This is a genomic window from Pseudomonas sp. GW821-FHT02A08, from assembly GCF_059422045.1.
This window is the reverse complement of sequence record NZ_JBWKWD010000021.1, coordinates 22,743-44,500: the sequence shown is the minus strand read 5'-3', so window position 1 is coordinate 44,500 and position 21,758 is coordinate 22,743. Positions and strand designations below refer to the sequence as shown.

Here is a 21,758-nt window from a genome sequence, read left to right as displayed (position 1 = left end):
ACCTGCGGATTTGAGTGACAAACCCATGCCAAAACGTACAGACATTAAAAGCATCCTGATTCTTGGTGCTGGCCCGATCGTGATCGGCCAGGCCTGCGAATTCGACTACTCCGGCGCCCAGGCCTGCAAAGCCCTGCGCGAAGAGGGTTACCGCGTCATCCTGGTGAACTCCAACCCGGCCACCATCATGACCGACCCGGCCATGGCCGACGCCACCTACATCGAACCGATCAAGTGGCAGACTGTTGCCAAGATCATCGAGAAAGAGCGTCCGGACGCGCTGCTGCCAACCATGGGCGGCCAGACTGCTCTGAACTGCGCCCTGGACCTGGAGCGCGAAGGCGTTCTGGAGAAGTTCGGCGTAGAGATGATCGGTGCCAACGCCGACACCATCGACAAGGCTGAAGACCGTTCGCGCTTCGACAAGGCGATGAAATCCATCGGCCTGGCGTGCCCGCGTTCCGGTATTGCCCACAGCATGGAAGAGGCCAACGCGGTCCTCGAGAAGCTCGGCTTCCCGTGCATCATCCGTCCGTCCTTCACCATGGGCGGCACCGGTGGCGGTATTGCTTACAACCGTGAAGAATTCGAAGAAATCTGCGCCCGTGGTCTGGACCTGTCGCCGACCAAAGAGTTGCTGATCGACGAATCCCTGATCGGCTGGAAAGAGTACGAGATGGAGGTTGTCCGCGATAAGAAGGACAACTGCATCATCGTCTGCTCCATTGAAAACTTCGACCCGATGGGCGTGCACACCGGTGACTCGATCACCGTGGCTCCTGCACAGACCCTGACCGACAAGGAATACCAGATCCTGCGTAACGCCTCCCTGGCGGTACTGCGCGAGATCGGCGTGGAAACCGGCGGTTCCAACGTTCAGTTCGGTATCTGCCCGAACACCGGCCGTATGGTCGTGATCGAGATGAACCCGCGTGTATCCCGTTCCTCGGCACTGGCTTCGAAAGCCACCGGTTTCCCGATCGCCAAGGTCGCGGCCAAGCTGGCCGTGGGTTACACCCTGGACGAGCTGTCGAACGACATCACCGGCGGCAAGACCCCGGCGTCCTTCGAACCGTCCATCGACTACGTCGTCACCAAGCTGCCACGTTTCGCCTTCGAGAAATTCGCCAAGGCTGACGCGCGCCTGACCACTCAGATGAAGTCGGTGGGTGAAGTCATGGCCATCGGCCGTACCTTCCAGGAATCCCTGCAGAAAGCCCTGCGCGGTCTGGAAGTCGGTGTTTGCGGTCTGGACGAGAAGGTTGACCTGGCCAACCCGGAAAGCATGAGCGTGCTCAAGCGCGAGCTGACCGTGCCGGGCGCCGAGCGTATCTGGTACGTGGCGGACGCAATGCGCGCCGGCATGACCGTCGAAGACATCTTCGGCATGACCATGATCGACCCTTGGTTCCTGGTGCAGATGGAAGACCTGATCAAGGAAGAAGAGAAGGTCAAGACCCTGGGTCTGACCAGCATCGACCGCGATCTGATGTTCCGCCTCAAGCGCAAAGGCTTCTCCGATATGCGCCTGGCCAAATTGCTGGGTGTGACCGAGAAGAGCCTGCGTGCTCACCGTCACAAGCTGGAAATCTTCCCGGTCTACAAGCGCGTCGACACCTGCGCCGCCGAGTTCGCCACCGATACTGCCTACCTCTACTCGACGTACGAGGAAGAGTGCGAAGCGGCGCCATCGGGTCGCGACAAGATCATGATCCTGGGCGGCGGTCCTAACCGTATCGGCCAGGGCATCGAGTTCGACTACTGCTGCGTACACGCGGCACTGGCTCTGCGCGATGACGGTTACGAGACCATCATGGTCAACTGCAACCCGGAAACCGTTTCCACCGACTACGACACTTCCGATCGCCTGTACTTTGAGCCAGTGACCCTGGAAGACGTGCTGGAAATCGTCCGCGTCGAGAAGCCGAAAGGCGTGATCGTCCAGTACGGCGGCCAGACCCCGCTGAAACTGGCGCGTGCCCTGGAAGCCGCCGGCGTGCCGATCATCGGCACCAGCCCTGACGCCATCGACCGTGCCGAAGACCGTGAGCGCTTCCAGCAGATGGTCCAGCGCCTGAACCTGCGTCAGCCGCCAAACGCCACCGTGCGCAGCGAAGACGAAGCGATTCGTGCCGCCAGCAAGATCGGTTACCCGTTGGTGGTGCGTCCGTCCTATGTACTGGGCGGCCGTGCGATGGAAATCGTCTACGAAGAAGAAGAACTCAAGCGCTACCTGCGTGAAGCGGTTCAAGTGTCCAACGACAGCCCGGTGCTGCTGGACCACTTCCTCAACTGCGCCATTGAAATGGACGTGGATGCGGTCTGCGACGGCAAGGACGTGGTAATCGGCGCGATCATGCAGCACATCGAGCAGGCTGGTGTTCACTCCGGTGACTCCGCGTGCTCGCTGCCACCGTACTCGCTGCCGGCGCACATCCAGGACGAGATGCGCGAACAGGTCAAGAAAATGGCCCTGGAGTTGGGCGTGGTCGGCCTGATGAACGTTCAGTTGGCGCTGCAAGGCGAAGACATCTACGTCATCGAAGTCAACCCGCGTGCTTCCCGTACCGTACCGTTCGTGTCCAAGTGCATCGGTGTTTCCCTGGCGATGATCGCAGCGCGCGTGATGGCCGGTAAAACCCTGAAAGAGCTGGGTTTCACCAAGGAAATCATTCCGAACTTCTACAGCGTGAAAGAGGCGGTGTTCCCGTTCGCCAAATTCCCTGGCGTTGACCCGATCCTCGGCCCTGAGATGAAGTCCACAGGTGAAGTGATGGGCGTGGGCGACACCTTCGGTGAAGCGTTCGCCAAGGCCCAGATGGGTGCCAGCGAAGTGCTGCCGACCGGCGGTACTGCGTTCATCAGCGTACGTGACGACGACAAGCCACTGGTTGCGGGCGTGGCCCGTGATCTGATCAACTTGGGCTTCGAAGTGGTTGCCACTGCCGGTACTGCCAAGCTGATCGAGGCTGCTGGCCTGAAAGTGCGCCGTGTGAACAAGGTGACCGAGGGTCGTCCGCACGTGGTCGACATGATCAAGAATGACGAAGTCACGCTGATCATCAACACCACCGAAGGTCGTCAGTCGATCGCTGATTCGTACTCCATTCGTCGTAATGCCCTGCAGCACAAGATTTACTGCACCACCACCATTGCTGCTGGCGAAGCCATCTGTGAAGCGCTGAAGTTCGGTCCCGAGAAGACCGTGCGCCGCTTGCAGGATCTACACGCAGGATTGAAGGCATGAGCATAACGAAGTACCCAATGACCGTTCAGGGCGCTCGCGCCCTGGAAGAAGAACACACTCACCTGACCAAGGTCGTTCGTCCGAAGCTCAGCCAGGACATCGGTACGGCCCGCGAGTTGGGTGACTTGAAGGAAAACGCCGAATACCACGCTGCCCGCGAGCAGCAGGGTATGGTCGAGGCGCGGATTCGTGACATTGAAGGCCGGATTCAGAATCAGGTCATCATTGATGTCACGACCATTCCTCACACTGGCAAAGTTATCTTCGGTACCACCGTCGAAATCGCCAACGTCGAGACAGATGAAAGCGTCACTTACCACATCGTGGGTGAGGATGAGGCTGATTTCAAACTCGGCAAGATTTCGGTCGGCTCGCCCTTGGCCCGTGCCTTGATCGGCAAGGAAGAGGGCGATGTGGTCGCGGTGAAAACGCCAAGTGGCGTTATCGAGTACGAGATTGTCGAAGTTCGCCACATCTGAAGGCCGGCGCCCGTTTCATGCGGGCGCCACGCTTTGGCAGTTGACCCAGATGTTGTGGGTCGGTGGCTTGTGGTTGTTGCAAATCGGTCTGTTGCCGGTGCTGGGCCGAATTGGCCTGGCGCCGCTACTGATCGACGAAATTGCAGGCACGCTCAATACGTTGGTAGTGGGATTCGCTACGGCGTGTGTGATTTTTCAGGCTTTGGTGCTGATTAAGGCCGAGGGCCTTGTCAGTCTATGGCGGGATATTCGCGGGCAACTGCTGTTGATGGCGCTGTATGCGTGCGCGATGTACTTCGCGGTGCGTTTCGGCTGGCCGGATGCCGATCGTTGGCAGGCGTTCAGCTATCTTGTTCTGGGCTTTTCCGGGCTGGTGCTGGTGTTGCAGCCGATGCCGGGGTGGAGTGGCAGGGTGCGCGAAGCACACCCTTGACCCTTGCCATCACTTGAAGCGATGGACGTTCGACAGCTGCTTGTTGACGCTGAAGTTCTTGCGGTAGATCAGTGCCATCTTGCCGATGACCTGGACCAGGTCCGCTTTGCCGACCTTGCACAGCTCTGCAATGGACGCCAGGCGCGATTCGCGATCGAGGATGTTGAGCTTGATCTTGATCAGCTCGTGATCCGCCAATGCGCGTTCGAGTTCGGCTAACACACCTTCAGTCAAACCATTGTCTGCCACAATCAATACCGGTTTCAGATGGTGGCCAATGGATTTGTACTGTTTCTTCTGCTCTTGAGTGAGCGGCATAATCTGACCCCTGCGTCTGATCTTGTAAAAAGCGGCGGCCAGTTTACCCGAGCGAGTCCGGGACCGCCCAGTTAATCACGACCCGTTTTATTTCCGAGGTATCCCGTGGCCCGTTCCAAGACAAGCCTTAAGTGGCTGCAAGAACATTTCAACGACCCATTCGTCAAAATGGCACAAAAAGACGGGTACCGTTCCCGCGCCAGCTACAAACTGCTGGAGATCCAGGAAAAGGATCGCCTGATCCGCCCTGGAATGAGTGTAATCGACCTTGGTGCGGCACCCGGTGGGTGGTCCCAGGTGACCAGTCGTCTGATTGGAGGGCAGGGCACACTGATCGCTTCTGACATTCTTGAAATGGACAGCATCCCCGACGTCACCTTCATTCAAGGCGACTTTACCGAGGATGCCGTGCTGGCCCAGATCCTCGATGCCGTCGGAAATAAAGAAGTAGACCTTGTGATTTCCGACATGGCCCCCAATATGAGTGGATTACCGGCCGTGGACATGCCGCGAGCGATGTTCCTGTGCGAGTTGGCACTGGATCTTTCGACGCGGGTGCTCAAGCCCGGTGGTGATTTTTTGATCAAGATCTTCCAGGGCGAAGGCTTCGACGAGTTCCACAAGAGCGTTCGCCAGCAGTTCGAGAAGGTGCAGATGCGCAAGCCGACTTCGTCGCGCGACCGTTCTCGCGAGCAGTACCTGCTGGGCCGCGGTTTCCGCGGCCGCAGTGAGGAATGAGTGAATTTTCGATCGGGGTGATAGGATTTTTGTATTACGCCTTGTCAGAATTAGCGAATATTGTGTAGGAAGTGTTTCACAAAGGGTTACAGACGGCGCCTGCCAAGTTGTAGGTAATGTAGTAAGTTAGGCCGGTGAATATCATGCGAAGCGCGCGTCAGTAGCGGAGCTTGCTTCAGAGGGTAGTTAATTGAACGATATGGCAAAGAATCTGATCCTGTGGTTGATCATCGCGGCTGTCCTGGTGACGGTGATGAACAACTTCTCCAGCCCTAACGAGCCGCAGACCCTCAACTATTCCGACTTCATCCAGCAGGTCAAGGATGGCAAGGTCGAGCGCGTGGCGGTTGATGGCTACGTGATTACAGGCAAGCGCAACGACGGCGACAGCTTCAAGACCATTCGTCCCGCGATCCAGGACAACGGCCTGATCGGCGACCTGGTGGATAACCATGTCGTGGTCGAAGGCAAGCAGCCTGAGCAGCAATCCATCTGGACTCAGCTTCTGGTTGCCAGCTTCCCTATCCTCGTGATCATCGCCGTGTTCATGTTCTTCATGCGGCAGATGCAGGGCGGTGCCGGTGGCAAGGGCGGGCCGATGAGCTTCGGTAAAAGCAAGGCGCGCCTGCTCTCCGAGGATCAGGTGAAAACCACCCTGGCTGACGTTGCCGGTTGCGACGAAGCCAAGGAAGAAGTCGGTGAGCTGGTCGAGTTCCTGCGCGATCCGGGCAAGTTCCAGCGCCTGGGTGGCCGCATTCCTCGCGGTGTGCTGATGGTCGGTCCTCCGGGTACCGGTAAGACCTTGCTCGCCAAGGCCATCGCCGGCGAAGCCAAAGTGCCGTTCTTCACCATTTCCGGTTCCGACTTCGTCGAGATGTTCGTCGGTGTGGGTGCCAGCCGTGTTCGCGACATGTTCGAACAGGCCAAGAAACACGCTCCGTGCATCATCTTCATCGACGAAATCGATGCGGTCGGTCGCCATCGTGGCGCCGGCATGGGTGGTGGTCACGACGAGCGCGAGCAGACGCTCAACCAGTTGCTGGTTGAGATGGACGGCTTCGAAATGAATGACGGCATCATCGTGATTGCCGCGACCAACCGTCCTGATGTACTGGATCCTGCGTTGCTGCGTCCGGGTCGTTTCGACCGTCAGGTCGTGGTCGGGCTGCCGGACATTCGCGGTCGCGAACAGATTCTCAAGGTTCACATGCGCAAAGTGCCGATGGGCGACGACGTTGCTCCGGCCGTGATCGCTCGTGGTACTCCTGGCTTCTCCGGTGCTGACCTGGCCAACCTGGTGAACGAGGCATCGTTGTTCGCTGCCCGTGCCGGCAAGCGCATCGTCGAAATGAAAGAGTTCGAACTGGCGAAAGACAAGATCATGATGGGCGCCGAGCGCAAATCCATGGTCATGTCCGAGAAAGAAAAGCAGAACACGGCTTATCACGAAGCGGGCCACGCCATCGTGGGGCGTGTCGTGCCAGAGCATGATCCGGTGTACAAGGTGTCGATCATCCCGCGCGGTCGTGCGCTGGGTGTGACCATGTTCCTGCCGGAAGAAGATCGTTACAGCCTGTCCAAGCGTGCATTGATCAGTCAGATCTGCTCGCTGTACGGTGGTCGTATCGCTGAAGAAATGACCCTGGGCTTCGATGGCGTGACCACCGGTGCCTCCAACGACATCATGCGCGCCAGCCAGATTGCGCGGAACATGGTGACCAAGTGGGGTCTTTCGGAAAAACTCGGTCCGTTGATGTATGCCGAAGAAGAGGGTGAAGTGTTCCTCGGTCGCGGCGGTGGCGGTCAGAGTGCAAGCTTTTCTGGTGAGACAGCCAAGTTGATCGACTCCGAAGTGCGCAGCATCATCGATCAGTGCTATGGCACCGCAAAGCAGATTCTCACGGACAACCGTGACAAGCTCGATGCGATGGCCGATGCCTTGATGAAGTACGAAACGATCGATGCCGAGCAGATCGACGACATCATGGCGGGTCGTACGCCTCGCGAGCCGCGCGACTGGTCGGGTGGCACGGGTACTTCCGGTACTCCGCCGGTGGTGCAGGATGAGCGTCCGGAAACACCGATCGGCGGTCCTGCTGCTGACGTATAAGGTTTGAAATGACTTCTGTTCAGTCCTCGACCCGGTTGCCTTGCGGCAATCGGGTTCTTGATTTGGCCCAGACGCATGTCATGGGTATTCTCAATGTCACCCCTGATTCTTTCTCCGATGGTGGCCAATACAGTCAGCACGACGCGGCCATGCGTCACGCCGAAGCCATGGTGGCGGCAGGCGCTACGCTGATCGACGTCGGTGGAGAGTCCACCCGCCCCGGTGCCAGGGTCGTATCGCCTCTCGAAGAGCTGGAGCGCGTAGCTCCCATCGTCGAGCGCATCAGTCGCGAGCTGGATGTGATCATATCGGTGGACACCTCAACGCCTGCCGTCATGCGAGAAACCGCGCGCCTGGGTGCCGGGTTGATCAACGACGTACGTTCGTTGCGTCGCGATGGTGCCCTGGATGCTGCAGCGGCCACCGGGCTGCCGGTCTGCCTGATGCATATGCTGGGCGAGCCGGGCGATATGCAGGACAATCCGCAGTATCAGGATGTCACCAGGGAGGTCGGCGAGTTTCTCGCCGAGCGTCTGCATCAGTGTTCTTTGGCGGGCATTCCGGCTGAGCGGGTCATTCTTGATCCCGGCTTTGGCTTCGCCAAAACCTTGCAGCACAATCTAAGCTTGTTCAAGCATATGGAAGCCCTGCATGCCTTTGGGCGGCCACTGCTGGTCGGTGTTTCGCGCAAGAGCATGATCGGTCAGGCCTTGAATCGGCCGGTCGGAGAGCGTTTGTATGGCGGTCTTGCTCTCGCGGCGCTGGCTTTGCAGAAGGGCGCGCGTATCTTGCGCGTCCATGACGTGGCCGAAACAGTGGATGTGGTGAGAATGATTGCCGCAGTGGAATCCGCCGAATAAGAATCATGGAGCATTTATGACTAGGAAATATTTTGGTACCGACGGTATTCGTGGTCGGGTGGGTCAATACCCGATTACTCCTGATTTCATGCTCAAGCTCGGCTGGGCTGCTGGCATGGCTTTCCGCAAGATGGGCGCCTGCAAGGTGCTGGTCGGTAAGGACACCCGGATCTCCGGCTACATGTTTGAGTCGGCGCTTGAAGCGGGCCTGACGTCGGCAGGTGCCGATGTGATGCTGCTGGGGCCGATGCCGACTCCGGCAATCGCCTATCTGACGCGCACTTTCCATGCCGAGGCAGGCATCGTCATCAGTGCGTCGCACAATCCCCATGATGACAATGGCATCAAGTTCTTCTCCGGCAAGGGCACCAAGCTGCCGGATGAAGTCGAACTGATGATCGAAGAACTGCTCGATACGCCAATGACCGTGGTGGAGTCGAGCAAGATCGGCAAGGTGTCGCGGATCAACGACGCGTCGGGACGCTATATCGAATTCTGCAAGAGCAGCGTGCCGACCGGCACCAGCTTCTCGGGCCTGAAGATCGTGATCGACTGCGCACACGGTGCGACCTACAAAGTGGCGCCGAGCGTGTTTCGCGAGTTGGGCGCTGAAGTCGTCGTACTGTCGGCGCAGCCCAATGGATTGAACATCAACGACAATTGCGGTTCGACCCATATGGGGTCGCTGCAGGCTGCCGTCGTGGCTGAGAAGGCCGATCTGGGCATTGCCTTCGATGGTGACGGCGACCGCGTTCAGATGGTCGATCACACGGGGGCGGTGGTGGATGGCGACGAACTGCTGTTCATCATTGCCCGTGATCTGCATCAGCACAACAAGCTGCAGGGCGGCGTGGTCGGAACCCTGATGAGTAACCTGGGGCTGGAGCTGGCCCTGGCGGACCTGGGCATTCCATTGGTGCGTGCCAACGTCGGTGACCGCTATGTCATTGCCGAGCTGCTGGAGCGCAACTGGGTCGTGGGAGGTGAAAACTCCGGGCACATTGTGTGCTTCAGTCACACCACCACGGGTGATGCAATCATTGCCGCGCTGCAGGTGTTGATGGCTCTGAGCAGGCGTGACGAAGGTCTGGCGCAATCCCGACAGGCGCTGCGCAAGTGCCCTCAGGTGCTGATCAATGTGCGATTCGGTGGTGGCGCAAGCCCTCTCGATCATCCGTCGGTCAAGGAGGCCAGCGAGCGTGTGACCAAGGCCATGGCGGGTCGCGGGCGGGTGCTGTTGCGCAAGTCCGGAACCGAACCACTGGTGCGTGTGATGGTCGAAGGCGAAGACGAAACGCAGGTTCGCGGCTACGCCGAAGAGCTGGCAAAACTGGTTACTGAAGTTTCTGCCTGAATTCGGCTTGCCAGCCATGATTGTGTTGGGTAACATCTGCGCCCACTTTGACCGACGAGGTACAGCATGCGTCGCCCTATGGTAGCTGGTAACTGGAAGATGCACGGTACCCGCGCCAGCGTCGCTGAGCTGATCGACGGCCTTCGTGACTTGGCCTTGCCGAGCGATGTTGATGTCGCGGTATTCCCGCCTTTGCTGCATATCAATCAAGTGATTGATGGTCTGGAAGGAAAGTCGATTTCGGTCGGCGCGCAGAATTCTGCGGTGGAATCCGGGCAAGGCGCGTTGACCGGTGAAGTTGCGCCGAGTCAGTTGGTGGATGCAGGTTGTTCCCTGGTGCTTGTCGGGCACTCCGAACGCCGCCAGATCATGGGCGAGCAGGACGCAGTGCTGATCCGCAAGTTCGCAGCGGCACAGGCATGTGGCTTGATTCCGGTGTTGTGCATAGGGGAAACCCTTGAACAGCGTGAGGCCGGAAAGACTCTTGAGGTTGTCTCGCGTCAGCTGGGCAGTATCATCGAGGAGCTGGGTGTCGGCGCCTTTGCCAGGGCAGTGATCGCTTACGAGCCGGTCTGGGCCATTGGCACCGGGCTGACTGCAACGCCGCAACAGGCGCAGGATGTGCACGCAGCCATTCGCGCCCAGTTGGCGGCAGAGAATTCTGAAGTCGCACAAGGTGTGCGGCTTCTATACGGCGGCAGCGTGAAGGCGGCCAATGCGGTCGAACTGTTCGGCATGCCGGATATCGATGGGGGCCTGATTGGTGGGGCTTCCCTGAATGCAGATGAGTTCGGTGCGATCTGTCGCGCCGCGGGAAACTGAAAAAATGCTGGAAACAGTCGTAGTCGTTTTTCATCTGCTGGGTGCATTGGGCGTAGTAGCTCTGGTTTTGCTGCAGCAGGGTAAAGGTGCGGATGCTGGCGCGTCTTTCGGAGCAGGTGCTTCAAATACTGTGTTCGGAAGCCAAGGTTCCTCTACCTTTCTTAGTAAGTTTACTGCTATACTTGCCGCAGGTTTTTTCATAACCAGCTTAGGGTTAGGTTACTTTGCTAAAGAGAAGGCTCATCAGCTGACTCAAGCAGGTCTCCCAAATCCAGCGGTACTGGAAGTTCCAAAGCAACAACCGGCTTCTGATGATGTCCCGGTGCTTCAAGAGCAAAAGTCGGCTACTCCAGCGACTGACGTGCCTCCAGCTCAAGAGCAGAAGTAAGAAGGGTTTCAAACGTAGTATTGCCGAGGTGGTGGAATTGGTAGACACGCAACCTTGAGGTGGTTGTGCCCATAGGGTGTAGGGGTTCGAGTCCCCTTCTCGGTACCAATTAGTCAGGAGAGCCCGCTGTTGCGGGCTTTCTTGCAGGTGGAAGGTTACATTGACCCTGTAGGGGATCGGTCGTATACTTCCGCCCCAGCTTTGTCGCGGGGTGGAGCAGTCTGGTAGCTCGTCGGGCTCATAACCCGAAGGTCGTCGGTTCAAATCCGGCCCCCGCAACCAGTTTAAGGAGCCCCTTTTAAGGGGCTTTTTGTTAGCTGGACACTTTCAACGCCGCTGTTCGACGGCGTTTCAAGGATGGGCGTTTCGCCCATTTTTTTATTTTGCATAGCATGCACATACATGCACTAGGGGGTTCAGGTGTCGAGCAAGCTAGAAGAGTTGCAGGCCTTGCTGGCCCCGGTGGTCGTGGCCCTAGGCTATGAATGCTGGGGTATCGAGTTTTCGGCTCAGGGTCGTCACTCGATGTTGCGCGTTTATATCGATAAAGAAGGCGGCGTGCTGGTGGACGATTGCGCCATCGTCAGCCGTCAGATCAGCGGTGTGCTGGATGTTGAAGATCCAATCTCCGTTGAGTACACCCTTGAAGTTTCCTCGCCTGGCATGGAACGCCCTCTGTTCACTCTTGAGCAGTTTGCAAAATTTGCCGGTGAACAAGTGAAGATCAAGCTGCGCTCGCCTTTTGAAGGACGACGCAACTTTCAGGGCCTTCTGCGCGGCGTAGAAGAGCAGGATGTCGTGGTGCAGGTAGAAGACCATGAGTTCCTGTTGCCGATCGATTTGATCGACAAGGCCAACATTATTCCCAGTTTTGACTGAGGCGTGCCAGATACTGCGGATCCCGCGGATCCAATGGCTTGCGAAAGGCGAGGCGTACGATGAGCAAAGAAGTACTGCTGGTTGTTGAGTCGGTATCCAATGAAAAGGGCGTACCGGCAAACGTGATTTTTGAAGCGCTGGAGCTGGCCCTGGCCACTGCTACCAAGAAGCGTTTCGAAGACGAAGTTGATCTGCGTGTGGAAATCAATCGCCACACGGGTGCATACGAGACATTCCGTCGCTGGACGGTCGTCGAAGAAGCAGACCTGGACGATCCGGCCATCGAAACCTGGCCGAGCAAGGTTGCTGAAACGCACCCTGGCGCCAAGGTCGGTGACGTCGTAGAAGAGAAGATCGAGTCCATCGAGTTCGGCCGCATCGCTGCACAGACTGCCAAGCAAGTCATTGTGCAGAAAGTTCGCGAAGCCGAGCGCGCTCAGGTTGTTGACGCTTACCGCGAGCGCCTGGGTGAAATCATCTCCGGCACCGTGAAAAAAGTTACCCGCGACAACGTGATCGTTGATCTGGGCAACAACGCCGAAGCGTTGCTGGCCCGTGAAGACATCATTTCTCGCGAAACATTCCGGGTTGGCGTGCGTCTGCGTGCGCTGCTCAAGGAAATCCGCACCGAGAACCGCGGCCCGCAGTTGATCCTGTCGCGTACCGCGCCGGAAATGCTGATCGAGTTGTTCCGCATCGAAGTGCCGGAAATTGCCGAAGGCCTGATCGAAGTGATGGCTGCGTCCCGTGATCCGGGTTCGCGCGCCAAGATCGCCGTTCGCTCCAAGGACAAACGCATCGACCCGCAGGGCGCTTGCATCGGTATGCGCGGTTCGCGCGTCCAGGCAGTGTCGGGTGAGTTGGGCGGTGAGCGTGTTGACATCGTTCTGTGGGACGACAACCCGGCTCAGTTCGTGATCAACGCCATGTCCCCGGCCGAGGTTGCGGCAATTATCGTTGACGAAGATGCCCACGCAATGGACATCGCCGTTGGCGCAGACAATCTGGCTCAGGCCATCGGTCGCGGTGGTCAGAACGTGCGTCTGGCCAGCCAGTTGACTGGCTGGACCCTGAACGTGATGACCGAATCGGACATCCAGGCTAAACAGCAAGCAGAAACCGGCGACATCCTGCGCAACTTCATCGACGAGCTGGAAGTCGACGAAGAACTGGCTCAGGTGCTGGTAGATGAAGGCTTCACAAGCCTGGAAGAGATTGCCTACGTACCGTTGGAAGAAATGCTCAACATCGACGGCTTTGACGAGGAAATCGTCAACGAGCTTCGCGCTCGTGCCAAGGATCGCTTGTTGACCAAAGCCATCGCTACTGAGGAAAAGCTGGCAGACGCCCATCCGGCCGAAGACCTGCTCTCGCTTGAGGGTATGGACAAGGATTTGGCGATGGAACTGGCGGTGCGCGGCGTAATTACCCGCGAAGACCTGGCCGAGCAGTCTATTGACGACCTGCTCGACATCGACGGCATTGACGATGATCGTGCCGGCAAGTTGATCATGGCCGCCCGAGCCCACTGGTTCGAGTAATTAGGCGCGGCCTGAGGAGAGAAGTGCATGACGCAAGTCACGGTGAAACAACTGGCCGATGAGGTCAAAACACCGGTAGAGCGCCTGTTGCAGCAGATGCGTGAGGCAGGTCTGCCGCACACCGCCGCCGAAGAACATGTGACTGACAGTGAGAAGCAATCGTTGCTGACTCACTTGAAAAGCAGCCACAAGGCGAAAGTGGAAGAACCACGCAAGATTACGCTGCAGCGTAAAACCACCAGCACCCTGCGTGTTGCTGGCAGCAAGAGCATCAGCGTTGAAGTACGCAAGAAGAAAGTCTTCGTACAGCGCAGCCCGGAAGAAATCGAAGCCGAGCGCAAGCGTGAACTGGATGAACGTCGCGCAGTAGAAAATGCTGCTCGTCAGAAGGCTGAAGAAGAAGCCAAGCGTCGCGCCGAAGAAGAAGCGCGTCGCCAGCCTGCTGCTGCGCCGACCGCTCAAGCCGAACCTGTTGCAGCGCCTGCTGCGGTGGCCGAGCCAGTTCGCGAAAGCGCACCGGTAGTGGCGGCAGCTCCAGCGCCTGCGGCCGATACCCGCAAGCGTGACGAACAGCGCCGTCCGGACAAGCCACGTGCCGACGACAACAGTCGTCGCGGTAGCGGCGATGGCGAGCGCAAAAACGCTCCGCATCGTGCTTCGGTCAAGGAAAAGGCTCCGGCTCCACGTGTTGCCCCGCGTACTACCGACGAAGAAAGCGATGGCTTCCGTCGTGGTGGTCGCGGCAAGGCCAAGCTGAAGAAGCGCAATGCCCACGGTTTCCAGAGCCCTACCGGCCCTGTCGTGCGCGAAGTGAAGATCGGCGAGACCATCACTGTTGGCGATCTCGCCCAGCAGATGTCGGTGAAGGCTGCTGAAATCATCAAGTTCATGTTCAAACTGGGTACTCCAGCGACCATCAACCAGGTACTGGATCAGGAAACTGCTCAGCTGGTTGCCGAAGAGCTGGGCCACAAAGTGACCCTGGTCAGCGACACCGCCCTGGAAGATTCCCTGGCCGAGTCCCTGAAGTTTGAAGGCGAGGCTGTTTCCCGTGCACCAGTCGTGACCGTAATGGGCCACGTTGACCACGGTAAGACTTCCCTGCTCGACTACATCCGTCGTGCCAAGGTTGCTGCTGGCGAAGCCGGTGGTATCACCCAGCACATCGGTGCTTACCACGTTGAAACCGACCGTGGCATGGTGACGTTCCTCGACACCCCTGGTCACGCTGCGTTTACCGCAATGCGTGCCCGTGGTGCCAAGGCGACCGACATCGTGATCCTGGTGGTTGCAGCGGACGACGGCGTGATGCCGCAGACCATTGAAGCTGTCCAGCACGCGGTAGCGGCTGGTGTGCCACTGGTTGTTGCAGTGAACAAGATCGACAAGCCAGGTGCTGACCTCGATCGCATCCGCAGCGAACTGTCGGTTCACGGCGTGACATCGGAAGAGTGGGGTGGTGACACGCCATTCGTACCGGTCTCGGCGAAGATGGGTACTGGCGTCGACGAACTGCTCGAAGCCGTATTGCTGCAAGCCGAAGTTCTGGAACTGACTGCCACTCCATCGGCCCCTGGCCGTGGCGTCGTGGTTGAATCCCGTCTGGACAAGGGCCGGGGCCCGGTGGCTACCGTTCTGGTTCAAGACGGTACGCTGCGTCAGGGCGACATGGTCCTGGTCGGTTCGAACTATGGCCGCGTTCGCGCCATGCTCGACGAGAACGGCAAGCCAATCAAGGAAGCCGGTCCGGCCATCCCTGTCGAGATCCTCGGCCTGGACGGTACCCCGGATGCTGGCGACGAGATGAGCGTGGTTGCCGACGAGAAGAAAGCCCGTGAAGTGGCTCTGTTCCGTCAAGGCAAGTTCCGCGAAGTCAAGCTGGCCCGTGCTCACGCCGGCAAGCTGGAAAACATCTTCGAAAACATGGGCCAGGAAGAGAAGAAGACGCTCAACATCGTCCTCAAATCCGACGTCCGTGGTTCGTTGGAAGCGTTGAACGGTGCCTTGAATGGCCTGGGCAACGACGAAGTGCAAGTGCGCGTAGTGGGCGGCGGTGTCGGTGGTATCACCGAGTCCGATGCTAACCTGGCACTGGCTTCCAACGCTGTACTGTTCGGCTTCAACGTGCGTGCCGATGCCGGCGCTCGCAAGATCGTCGAGCAGGAAGGTCTGGATATGCGTTACTACAACGTGATCTACGACATCATCGAAGACGTCAAGAAAGCCCTGACCGGTATGCTCGGCAGCGATGTTCGCGAGAATATCCTGGGTATCGCCGAAGTGCGTGACGTGTTCCGTTCGCCGAAGTTTGGCGCGATCGCCGGTTGCATGGTTATCGAAGGTGTTGTGCACCGTAACCGTCCAATCCGTGTACTGCGTGAAGACATCGTTATCTTCGAGGGCGAGCTGGAATCCCTGCGCCGCTTCAAGGATGACGCTTCCGAAGTGCGTGCCGGCATGGAATGCGGTATCGGCGTGAAGAGCTACAACGACGTCAAGGTCGGTGACAAGATCGAAGTCTTCGAGAAGGTGCAGGTTGCTCGCAGCCTCTAACTCGCGCACTTCAGGAGCCGTGACGGGTAGTCGCATGCAAATGCACGGCTCGTCACCAGGACTCTAAACGCAACGCCCGGTCTGGCTTTTGTCAGGCCGGGCGTTTGCCGCTTTCAGACCTCACGGGTTTCACCGTGGGGCAGTAACAGGTAACAATACATGGCAAAAGAATATAGCCGTACCCAACGTATCGGCGACCAGATGCAGCGCGAGCTGGCACAACTGATCCGTCGTGAAGTCAAAGACCCGCGCGTCGGCCTGGTCACCATTACCGCTGTGGAAGTCAGCCGTGACGTCGGTCACGCCAAGATCTTCATCACCGTGATGGGGCAGGACAGCGCCGAAGAAATCGCACAAAGCATCAAGGTGCTCAACTCCGCCGCCGGTTTCCTGCGCATGCAGCTGGCTCGCGAGATGAAGCTGCGCAGCGTTCCACAGCTGCACTTCCACTACGACGAAAGCGTCGTGCGTGGTGCACATCTGTCGGCATTGATCGAGCGCGCAGTGGCTGAAGACAATCAGCATCCGGTTGCGGCAGAAGCCGAAGACACCAAGGAGTAATCGGTGGCTCAGGTCAAACGTATCCGTCGTAACGTCAGCGGCATCATCCTTCTCGACAAGCCGCTGGGGTTCACCTCCAACGCGGCCTTGCAGAAGGTTCGCTGGTTGCTGAACGCCGAAAAGGCAGGTCATACCGGTAGCCTCGATCCCTTGGCCACCGGCGTGTTGCCGCTCTGCTTCGGCGAAGCCACCAAGTTCTCGCAATACCTGCTCGATTCCGACAAGGGCTATGAAACCCTGGCGCAACTGGGCAAGACCACCACCACGGCGGATGCCGAAGGTGAAGTTTTGCAGGAACGCCCGGTGACCGTTGGTCGCACCGATGTCGAGGCTGTACTGCCGAAATTTCGCGGGCAAATCAGTCAGATACCGCCGATGTACTCGGCGCTCAAGCGTGATGGCCAGCCGCTGTACAAGCTGGCTCGTGCAGGCGAAGTAGTGGAGCGCGAACCGCGTTCTGTTACTATTACGCGCTTGGAATTGCTGGCCTTCGAAGGTGATACTGCGCGGCTGGCGGTGGATTGCAGCAAAGGCACCTATATCCGTACCCTGGTGGAGGATATCGGTGAGCAACTCGGTTGTGGCGCTTACGTTGCTGAACTGCGACGTACCCAGGCCGGGCCATTCACCCTGGCGCAGACGGTTACCCTCGAAGAGTTGGAAGCGGTACATGCCGAAGGCGGCAACGAAGCGGTCGATCGCTTCCTGATGCCATCGGACAGCGGCCTGCTGGATTGGCCACTGCTGCAGTTTTCGGAAGCGAGTGCGTTCTACTGGCTCAACGGCCAGCCGGTGCGTGCCCCGGATGCTCCGAAGTTCGGCATGGTGCGGGTACAGGATCACAATGGTCGCTTCATCGGTATCGGTGAAGTGAGCGAAGACGGGCGCATCGCGCCGCGTCGTTTGATTCGGTCAGAATGACCGAAACCAGTCTGTGTAACAGCAGGCTGGCGAGGGTGGCTGTCAACAGGCACGGTCACTACTCTTTTTTAGATACAGGGATTTGTCCCTGGCCTGTTGAAACTGTTTTTCGATAAACAGTTTCCTGATAAAAGGATTGCCTCATGGCTCTCGACGTTCAAGAAAAAGCTCAAATCGTTGCTGACTACCAGCAAGCTGTTGGTGACACTGGTTCGCCAGAAGTGCAAGTTGCACTGCTGACCGCCAACATCAACAAGCTGCAAGGTCACTTCAAGGCCAACGGTAAAGACCACCACTCCCGTCGTGGTCTGATCCGCATGGTTAACCAGCGTCGTAAGCTGCTGGACTACCTGAAAGGCAAGGATCTGGGTCGTTATCAGACTCTGATCGGTCGCCTGGGTCTGCGTCGCTAATAAGCGATTGCGCTAGAGGTTGGTTGTCTGTCGTGCACCAGCGGGTTTCCCGCCGGCGCATGACAGGCTTCCAGCCTCAAGTTTTATCTGGATACCTGCTTTGCCTGAGTAACACCTGGACAAACCGGTCGGGCCGATACCCGGCATTGCCCAAGAATTTCGCAAGAAACCAGTTCCCCCAAGAGCCACAAAGAAGGTAGGACACCGTGAACCCGGTAATCAAAAAATTCCAGTTCGGTCAGTCGACCGTTACCCTCGAGACTGGCCGTATCGCCCGTCAGGCCTCCGGCGCAGTATTGGTCACCGTTGACGACGACGTCAGCGTATTGGTGACCGTAGTCGGTGCAAAACAAGCCGATCCAGGCAAGGGCTTCTTCCCTCTGTCTGTTCACTACCAGGAAAAGACTTACGCTGCCGGTAAGATCCCTGGCGGTTTCTTCAAGCGCGAAGGCCGTCCTTCCGAGAAAGAAACCCTGACTTCCCGACTGATCGACCGTCCGATCCGTCCGCTGTTCCCTGAAGGCTTCATGAACGAAGTGCAGGTTGTCTGCACCGTCGTTTCCACCAGCAAGAAGACCGATCCGGACATCGCTGCGATGATCGGTACCTCGGCTGCCCTGGCGATCTCCGGCATTCCTTTCGATGGCCCGATCGGCGCTGCCCGCGTTGCGTTCCACGAAAGCACCGGCTACCTGCTGAACCCGACTTACGAGCAGCAAGCTGCTTCGAGCCTGGACATGGTCGTTGCCGGTACTTCGGACGCCGTACTGATGGTTGAATCGGAAGCCAAAGAGCTGACCGAAGACCAGATGCTGGGCGCGGTACTGTTTGCTCACGACGAGTTCCAGGTTGTGATCAACGCCGTCAAGGAACTGGCCGCTGAAGCTGCCAAGCCAACCTGGACCTGGGCTCCTGCGCCAGAAGCCACCGAACTGCTGGGCGCTATCCGTGCCGAGTTCGGCGAAGCGATCTCCCAGGCCTACACCATCACCGTCAAGGCCGACCGTTACGCTCGCCTGGGCGAGTTGAAGGACCAGGTCGTTGCCAAACTGTCCGGTGAAGAAGGCCAGCCTTCTTCCAGCGAAGTCAAAGCGGCTTTCGGCGAAATCGAATACCGCACCGTTCGCGAAAACATCGTCAACGGCAAGCCACGTATCGACGGTCGCGACACCAAGACTGTACGTCCGCTGAACATCGAAGTCGGTGTTCTGCCAAAAACCCACGGTTCGGCTTTGTTCACCCGTGGCGAAACCCAGGCTCTGGTCGTCGCAACTCTGGGTACTGCCCGTGATGCACAGCTGCTCGATACCCTGGAAGGCGAGAAGAAAGACCCGTTCATGCTGCACTACAACTTCCCTCCGTTCTCGGTGGGCGAGTGTGGTCGCATGGGTGGCGCTGGTCGTCGTGAAATCGGTCACGGCCGTCTGGCTCGTCGTTCGGTTTCGGCCATGCTGCCTGCCGCTGACGTGTTCCCGTACACCATCCGCGTGGTTTCGGAAATCACCGAATCCAACGGTTCGAGCTCGATGGCTTCCGTTTGCGGCGCTTCCCTGGCCCTGATGGACGCTGGTGTGCCGATGAAGGCGCCGGTTGCCGGTATCGCCATGGGTCTGGTTAAAGAAGGCGAGAAATTCGCCGTCCTGACCGACATCCTGGGTGACGAAGACCACCTGGGCGACATGGACTTCAAGGTAGCCGGTACCGCCAAAGGCGTCACCGCGCTGCAGATGGACATCAAGATCAAGGGCATCACCGAAGAGATCATGGAAATCGCTCTGGGCCAAGCCCTGGAAGCGCGCCTGAACATCCTCGGCCAGATGAACCAGATCATTGGCCAGTCGCGTACCGAGCTGTCGGCCAACGCTCCGACCATGATCGCGATGAAAATCGACACCGACAAAATCCGTGATGTCATCGGTAAAGGCGGCGCGACCATTCGTGCGATCTGTGAAGAGACCAAGGCTTCGATCGACATCGAAGACGACGGTTCGATCAAGATCTTCGGCGAAACCAAGGAAGCGGCAGAAGCTGCTCGTCAGCGCGTTCTGGGTATCACCGCTGAAGCCGAGATCGGCAAGATCTACGTCGGCAAGGTTGAGCGAATCGTTGACTTCGGCGCATTCGTCAACATCCTGCCGGGCAAGGACGGTCTGGTTCACATCTCCATGCTGAGCGACGCTCGCGTTGAGAAAGTGACCGACATTCTGAAAGAAGGCCAGGAAGTGGAAGTTCTGGTACTGGACGTGGACAACCGCGGCCGTATCAAGCTGTCCATCAAAGACGTGGCAGCAGCCAAGGCTTCGGGCGTTTAATTACCCCCCGCGCCTGACCGCTTCAACGTTATAGAAAATGCCCCGCCGTGAAAACGGTGGGGCATTTTTTTGTCTGCAGGAAATTGAGACGCTCCGGAAGTTGCCTGCCCCTGAAGTCAGTGCTAGGTTTAGCCCACCGCCCGTGTAGCTCAGCCGGTAGAGCAGCGCACTCGTAACGCGAAGGTCGCAGGTTCGATTCCTGTCTCGGGCACCAGCAAGACTTGTTTTCAGATGATCCCGAATGGTTCTGAAGGCCAGACAAACCGCGCTTCATACGGTTTTTTTGCGTCAGAGAGATCCTTGATGATCCAGATCCATCTTCCATTCCCCAGATCAACGAGAACGCCATGACAATAAAAGAATTGACCCAAGAAGCCAGACACGAAGAAGCACTGAAAAAGTACGTGCTGGATGTGCCGGATCTGATGGAAGAGATCAAGGACCTGAGTGCCGATGATCAGAAAGACCAGATTCAATGGGCGTTCGAGGACGAAGCGGAAGCCCAGGGCTTGCAGCCGTGGGAATTGACACTCAAGTACACCTCAACGCCGGAAGAGTACGAAGCAGAACGACTGAAGCTGCATAAAGAAGCGGCCGAAGTCTTGGGCGTCGAGTGGGAAGAGTACTGCGAGATGAACAATCTGGTGGTTTGAAAGCAGCTTCAAGCTTCAAGCGGCAAGCTACAAGTCAAAGCAGATCCGCTTGCAGCTTGCCGCTTGTAACTGCTCCTAGAGACTCAGGCGCATCGATAGATCGACCGCCTTCACATCCTTGGTCATCGCACCGATCGAAATGTAATCCACCCCGGTCTGTGCAATCGGCAGCAACGTGCTTTCGTTGATCCCGCCGCTGGCCTCCAGCTTGGCCTTGCCGGCGTTCAGGCGCACGGCTTCGCGCATGTCGTCCAGGCTCAGTTCGTCGAGCATGATGATGTCGGCATCGGCCGCCAGCGCTTCTTTCAATTCATCCAGGCTTTCCACTTCAATCTCGACCGGTTTGCCCGGGGCGATCTTGTGCGCGGCGGCGATGGCCTGCGCGATGCCGCCGCTGGCGGCGATGTGGTTTTCCTTGATCAGGAAGGCGTCATACAGGCCGATGCGGTGGTTGTGGCAACCGCCGCAGGTCACGGCGTACTTCTGCGCCAGGCGCAGCCCCGGCAGCGTTTTACGGGTGTCGAGCAGCTTGACCTGAGTCTCGGCCACGAAGTCCGCCAGGTACTGCGCGCGGGTCGCCACGCCGGAGAGCAATTGCAGGAAGTTCAGGGCGCTGCGTTCGCCGGTCAGCAGTGAGCGCGCCGGGCCTTCGAGGTGGAACAGTACCTGATTGGGCGCAACCCGTTCGCCGTCGGCAACCTGCCAGTGCACCGCCACCCGTGGGTCCAGTTGCCGAAACACGGTATCCACCCAGGCGGTGCCGCTGATGACGGCCGCATCACGGGTAATGATGGTGGCTTTGGCCAGGCGTTCGGCCGGGATCAACTGCGCGGTGATGTCGCCGCTGCCAATGTCTTCACGCAACGCACGGCGCACGTTGGCTTCGATTTCGGCGGTCAGATCGGCGAGACGTAGATTCGGCATAACGGACTCCACAAACAAAGTGGCTCGATTATAGGGCCATGTCAGCGACCAACCCAAGGCATCAGCGCGTTACGTTGGCGCTGGTGCCTGCATTTGGTCAAGTCCCTGACGTTGTCGGCGTCGGCCGTCGACTCCGAACAAGCGCCTGTTTGAGATCGGCAACCTAAAGCGCCTTAAACGCGGCAAGTGATCGCGCCCCGATGGATTATCGCGGCATACTGTGCCAACACAGTCGACGTTGAAGGAGTCGGT

The 21,758-nt window shown here is 58.3% G+C and carries 19 protein-coding genes and 3 tRNA genes; 20 read left to right on the top strand and 2 right to left on the bottom strand.

Translation table 11 applies throughout. From position 1 onward, the window contains the following. The first annotated feature begins 25 nt into the window (after positions 1–25). The 3 genes from carB to AC07W4_RS16205 are packed head-to-tail and all read left to right on the top strand — an operon-like array spanning position 26 to position 4,159. The gene (carB, locus tag AC07W4_RS16215; protein ID WP_008047456.1) at positions 26–3,247 is read left to right on the top strand and encodes a carbamoyl-phosphate synthase large subunit; all 3,222 of its coding nucleotides are present in this window, start codon (positions 26–28) and stop codon (positions 3,245–3,247) included. Positions 3,248–3,249: 2 nt separating this feature from the next. After that, positions 3,250–3,726: a transcription elongation factor GreA gene (gene greA / locus AC07W4_RS16210; protein WP_056728592.1), complete on the top strand. Its 477-nt coding sequence runs from the start codon at positions 3,250–3,252 to the stop codon at positions 3,724–3,726. Positions 3,727–3,775: 49 nt separating this feature from the next. Then, a complete protein-coding gene (locus AC07W4_RS16205) occupies positions 3,776–4,159 on the top strand; it encodes an MFS transporter (RefSeq protein WP_495033130.1) in 384 nt (127 codons plus the stop codon). 9 nt (positions 4,160–4,168) lie between these two features. Here AC07W4_RS16205 and AC07W4_RS16200 read toward each other — a convergent pair whose 3' ends face one another. Beyond that, positions 4,169–4,477 carry a YhbY family RNA-binding protein gene (locus AC07W4_RS16200; protein ID WP_007942889.1) on the bottom strand — a complete coding sequence of 103 codons (309 nt, stop codon included), beginning with the start codon at positions 4,475–4,477 and terminating at the stop codon, positions 4,169–4,171. A 105-nt stretch (positions 4,478–4,582) separates the two neighbouring features. Between AC07W4_RS16200 and rlmE the strand changes: the two genes are divergently transcribed. The 17 genes from rlmE (at position 4,583) to AC07W4_RS16115 (ending at position 20,582) form a co-directional block, all read left to right on the top strand. Then, positions 4,583–5,215, top strand: a complete 633-nt coding sequence (rlmE, locus tag AC07W4_RS16195) for a 23S rRNA (uridine(2552)-2'-O)-methyltransferase RlmE (protein ID WP_007988685.1) — start codon at positions 4,583–4,585, stop codon at positions 5,213–5,215. A 199-nt stretch (positions 5,216–5,414) separates the two neighbouring features. Further along, positions 5,415–7,325: an ATP-dependent zinc metalloprotease FtsH gene (ftsH, locus tag AC07W4_RS16190; protein WP_015093436.1), complete on the top strand. Its 1,911-nt coding sequence runs from the start codon at positions 5,415–5,417 to the stop codon at positions 7,323–7,325. 8 nt (positions 7,326–7,333) lie between these two features. Beyond that, the gene (gene folP, locus AC07W4_RS16185; protein WP_495033087.1) at positions 7,334–8,185 is read left to right on the top strand and encodes a dihydropteroate synthase; all 852 of its coding nucleotides are present in this window, start codon (positions 7,334–7,336) and stop codon (positions 8,183–8,185) included. A gap of 16 nt (positions 8,186–8,201) precedes the next feature. Further along, positions 8,202–9,539 (top strand): phosphoglucosamine mutase, encoded by a 1,338-nt coding sequence (gene glmM / locus AC07W4_RS16180; RefSeq protein WP_495033086.1) that lies wholly within the window; start codon positions 8,202–8,204, stop codon positions 9,537–9,539. 66 nt (positions 9,540–9,605) lie between these two features. After that, the gene (gene tpiA, locus AC07W4_RS16175) at positions 9,606–10,361 is read left to right on the top strand and encodes a triose-phosphate isomerase (protein WP_008047446.1); all 756 of its coding nucleotides are present in this window, start codon (positions 9,606–9,608) and stop codon (positions 10,359–10,361) included. Positions 10,362–10,365: 4 nt separating this feature from the next. After that, the gene (gene secG / locus AC07W4_RS16170) at positions 10,366–10,749 is read left to right on the top strand and encodes a preprotein translocase subunit SecG (RefSeq protein ID WP_011332406.1); all 384 of its coding nucleotides are present in this window, start codon (positions 10,366–10,368) and stop codon (positions 10,747–10,749) included. A gap of 22 nt (positions 10,750–10,771) precedes the next feature. Continuing rightward, positions 10,772–10,857, top strand: a tRNA-Leu gene (locus AC07W4_RS16165). Positions 10,858–10,954: 97 nt separating this feature from the next. Next, a tRNA-Met gene (locus tag AC07W4_RS16160) sits at positions 10,955–11,031 on the top strand. 138 nt (positions 11,032–11,169) lie between these two features. Continuing rightward, on the top strand, positions 11,170–11,628 hold the full coding sequence (rimP, locus tag AC07W4_RS16155) for a ribosome maturation factor RimP (RefSeq protein ID WP_495033085.1): 459 nt from the start codon (positions 11,170–11,172) through the stop codon (positions 11,626–11,628). Between the two features lie 59 nt (positions 11,629–11,687). After that, positions 11,688–13,169 (top strand): transcription termination factor NusA, encoded by a 1,482-nt coding sequence (nusA, locus tag AC07W4_RS16150; RefSeq protein ID WP_007988680.1) that lies wholly within the window; start codon positions 11,688–11,690, stop codon positions 13,167–13,169. A 27-nt stretch (positions 13,170–13,196) separates the two neighbouring features. Beyond that, positions 13,197–15,722 (top strand): translation initiation factor IF-2, encoded by a 2,526-nt coding sequence (gene infB, locus AC07W4_RS16145; protein WP_008047445.1) that lies wholly within the window; start codon positions 13,197–13,199, stop codon positions 15,720–15,722. 159 nt (positions 15,723–15,881) lie between these two features. Beyond that, on the top strand, positions 15,882–16,283 hold the full coding sequence (gene rbfA / locus AC07W4_RS16140) for a 30S ribosome-binding factor RbfA (protein WP_007973108.1): 402 nt from the start codon (positions 15,882–15,884) through the stop codon (positions 16,281–16,283). Positions 16,284–16,286: 3 nt separating this feature from the next. Continuing rightward, entirely contained in the window at positions 16,287–17,204 is a 918-nt protein-coding gene (gene truB, locus AC07W4_RS16135; RefSeq protein WP_008047441.1) for a tRNA pseudouridine(55) synthase TruB, read from the top strand. A gap of 143 nt (positions 17,205–17,347) precedes the next feature. Further along, positions 17,348–17,617: a 30S ribosomal protein S15 gene (gene rpsO, locus AC07W4_RS16130; protein ID WP_015093441.1), complete on the top strand. Its 270-nt coding sequence runs from the start codon at positions 17,348–17,350 to the stop codon at positions 17,615–17,617. A 206-nt stretch (positions 17,618–17,823) separates the two neighbouring features. Continuing rightward, positions 17,824–19,929, top strand: a complete 2,106-nt coding sequence (gene pnp, locus AC07W4_RS16125; protein WP_007915263.1) for a polyribonucleotide nucleotidyltransferase — start codon at positions 17,824–17,826, stop codon at positions 19,927–19,929. Positions 19,930–20,067: 138 nt separating this feature from the next. Continuing rightward, positions 20,068–20,143 (top strand) — tRNA-Thr (locus tag AC07W4_RS16120). A 133-nt stretch (positions 20,144–20,276) separates the two neighbouring features. After that, positions 20,277–20,582 (top strand): DUF6388 family protein, encoded by a 306-nt coding sequence (locus tag AC07W4_RS16115; protein ID WP_495033084.1) that lies wholly within the window; start codon positions 20,277–20,279, stop codon positions 20,580–20,582. Between the two features lie 75 nt (positions 20,583–20,657). Here the strand turns inward: AC07W4_RS16115 and nadC are convergent, their stop codons facing one another. Further along, positions 20,658–21,506 carry a carboxylating nicotinate-nucleotide diphosphorylase gene (gene nadC, locus AC07W4_RS16110; protein ID WP_495033083.1) on the bottom strand — a complete coding sequence of 283 codons (849 nt, stop codon included), beginning with the start codon at positions 21,504–21,506 and terminating at the stop codon, positions 20,658–20,660. Between the last annotated feature and the right edge of the window lie 252 nt (positions 21,507–21,758).

What these genes read in the sequence shown, in the direction of transcription:
- ftsH (WP_015093436.1), top strand. Translation starts at nt 5,415, where the DNA reads ATGGCAAAGAATCTGATCCTGTGGTTGATCATCGCGGCTGTCCTGGTG.
- secG (WP_011332406.1), top strand. Translation starts at nt 10,366, where the DNA reads ATGCTGGAAACAGTCGTAGTCGTTTTTCATCTGCTGGGTGCATTGGGC.
- nusA (WP_007988680.1), top strand. Translation starts at nt 11,688, where the DNA reads ATGAGCAAAGAAGTACTGCTGGTTGTTGAGTCGGTATCCAATGAAAAG.
- AC07W4_RS16115 (WP_495033084.1), top strand. Translation starts at nt 20,277, where the DNA reads ATGACAATAAAAGAATTGACCCAAGAAGCCAGACACGAAGAAGCACTG.
- glmM (WP_495033086.1), top strand. Translation starts at nt 8,202, where the DNA reads ATGACTAGGAAATATTTTGGTACCGACGGTATTCGTGGTCGGGTGGGT.
- AC07W4_RS16200 (WP_007942889.1), bottom strand. Translation starts at nt 4,477, where the DNA reads ATGCCGCTCACTCAAGAGCAGAAGAAACAGTACAAATCCATTGGCCAC.
- rbfA (WP_007973108.1), top strand. Translation starts at nt 15,882, where the DNA reads ATGGCAAAAGAATATAGCCGTACCCAACGTATCGGCGACCAGATGCAG.
- folP (WP_495033087.1), top strand. Translation starts at nt 7,334, where the DNA reads ATGACTTCTGTTCAGTCCTCGACCCGGTTGCCTTGCGGCAATCGGGTT.
- AC07W4_RS16205 (WP_495033130.1), top strand. Translation starts at nt 3,776, where the DNA reads ATGTTGTGGGTCGGTGGCTTGTGGTTGTTGCAAATCGGTCTGTTGCCG.
- tpiA (WP_008047446.1), top strand. Translation starts at nt 9,606, where the DNA reads ATGCGTCGCCCTATGGTAGCTGGTAACTGGAAGATGCACGGTACCCGC.
- carB (WP_008047456.1), top strand. Translation starts at nt 26, where the DNA reads ATGCCAAAACGTACAGACATTAAAAGCATCCTGATTCTTGGTGCTGGC.
- rpsO (WP_015093441.1), top strand. Translation starts at nt 17,348, where the DNA reads ATGGCTCTCGACGTTCAAGAAAAAGCTCAAATCGTTGCTGACTACCAG.
- nadC (WP_495033083.1), bottom strand. Translation starts at nt 21,506, where the DNA reads ATGCCGAATCTACGTCTCGCCGATCTGACCGCCGAAATCGAAGCCAAC.
- infB (WP_008047445.1), top strand. Translation starts at nt 13,197, where the DNA reads ATGACGCAAGTCACGGTGAAACAACTGGCCGATGAGGTCAAAACACCG.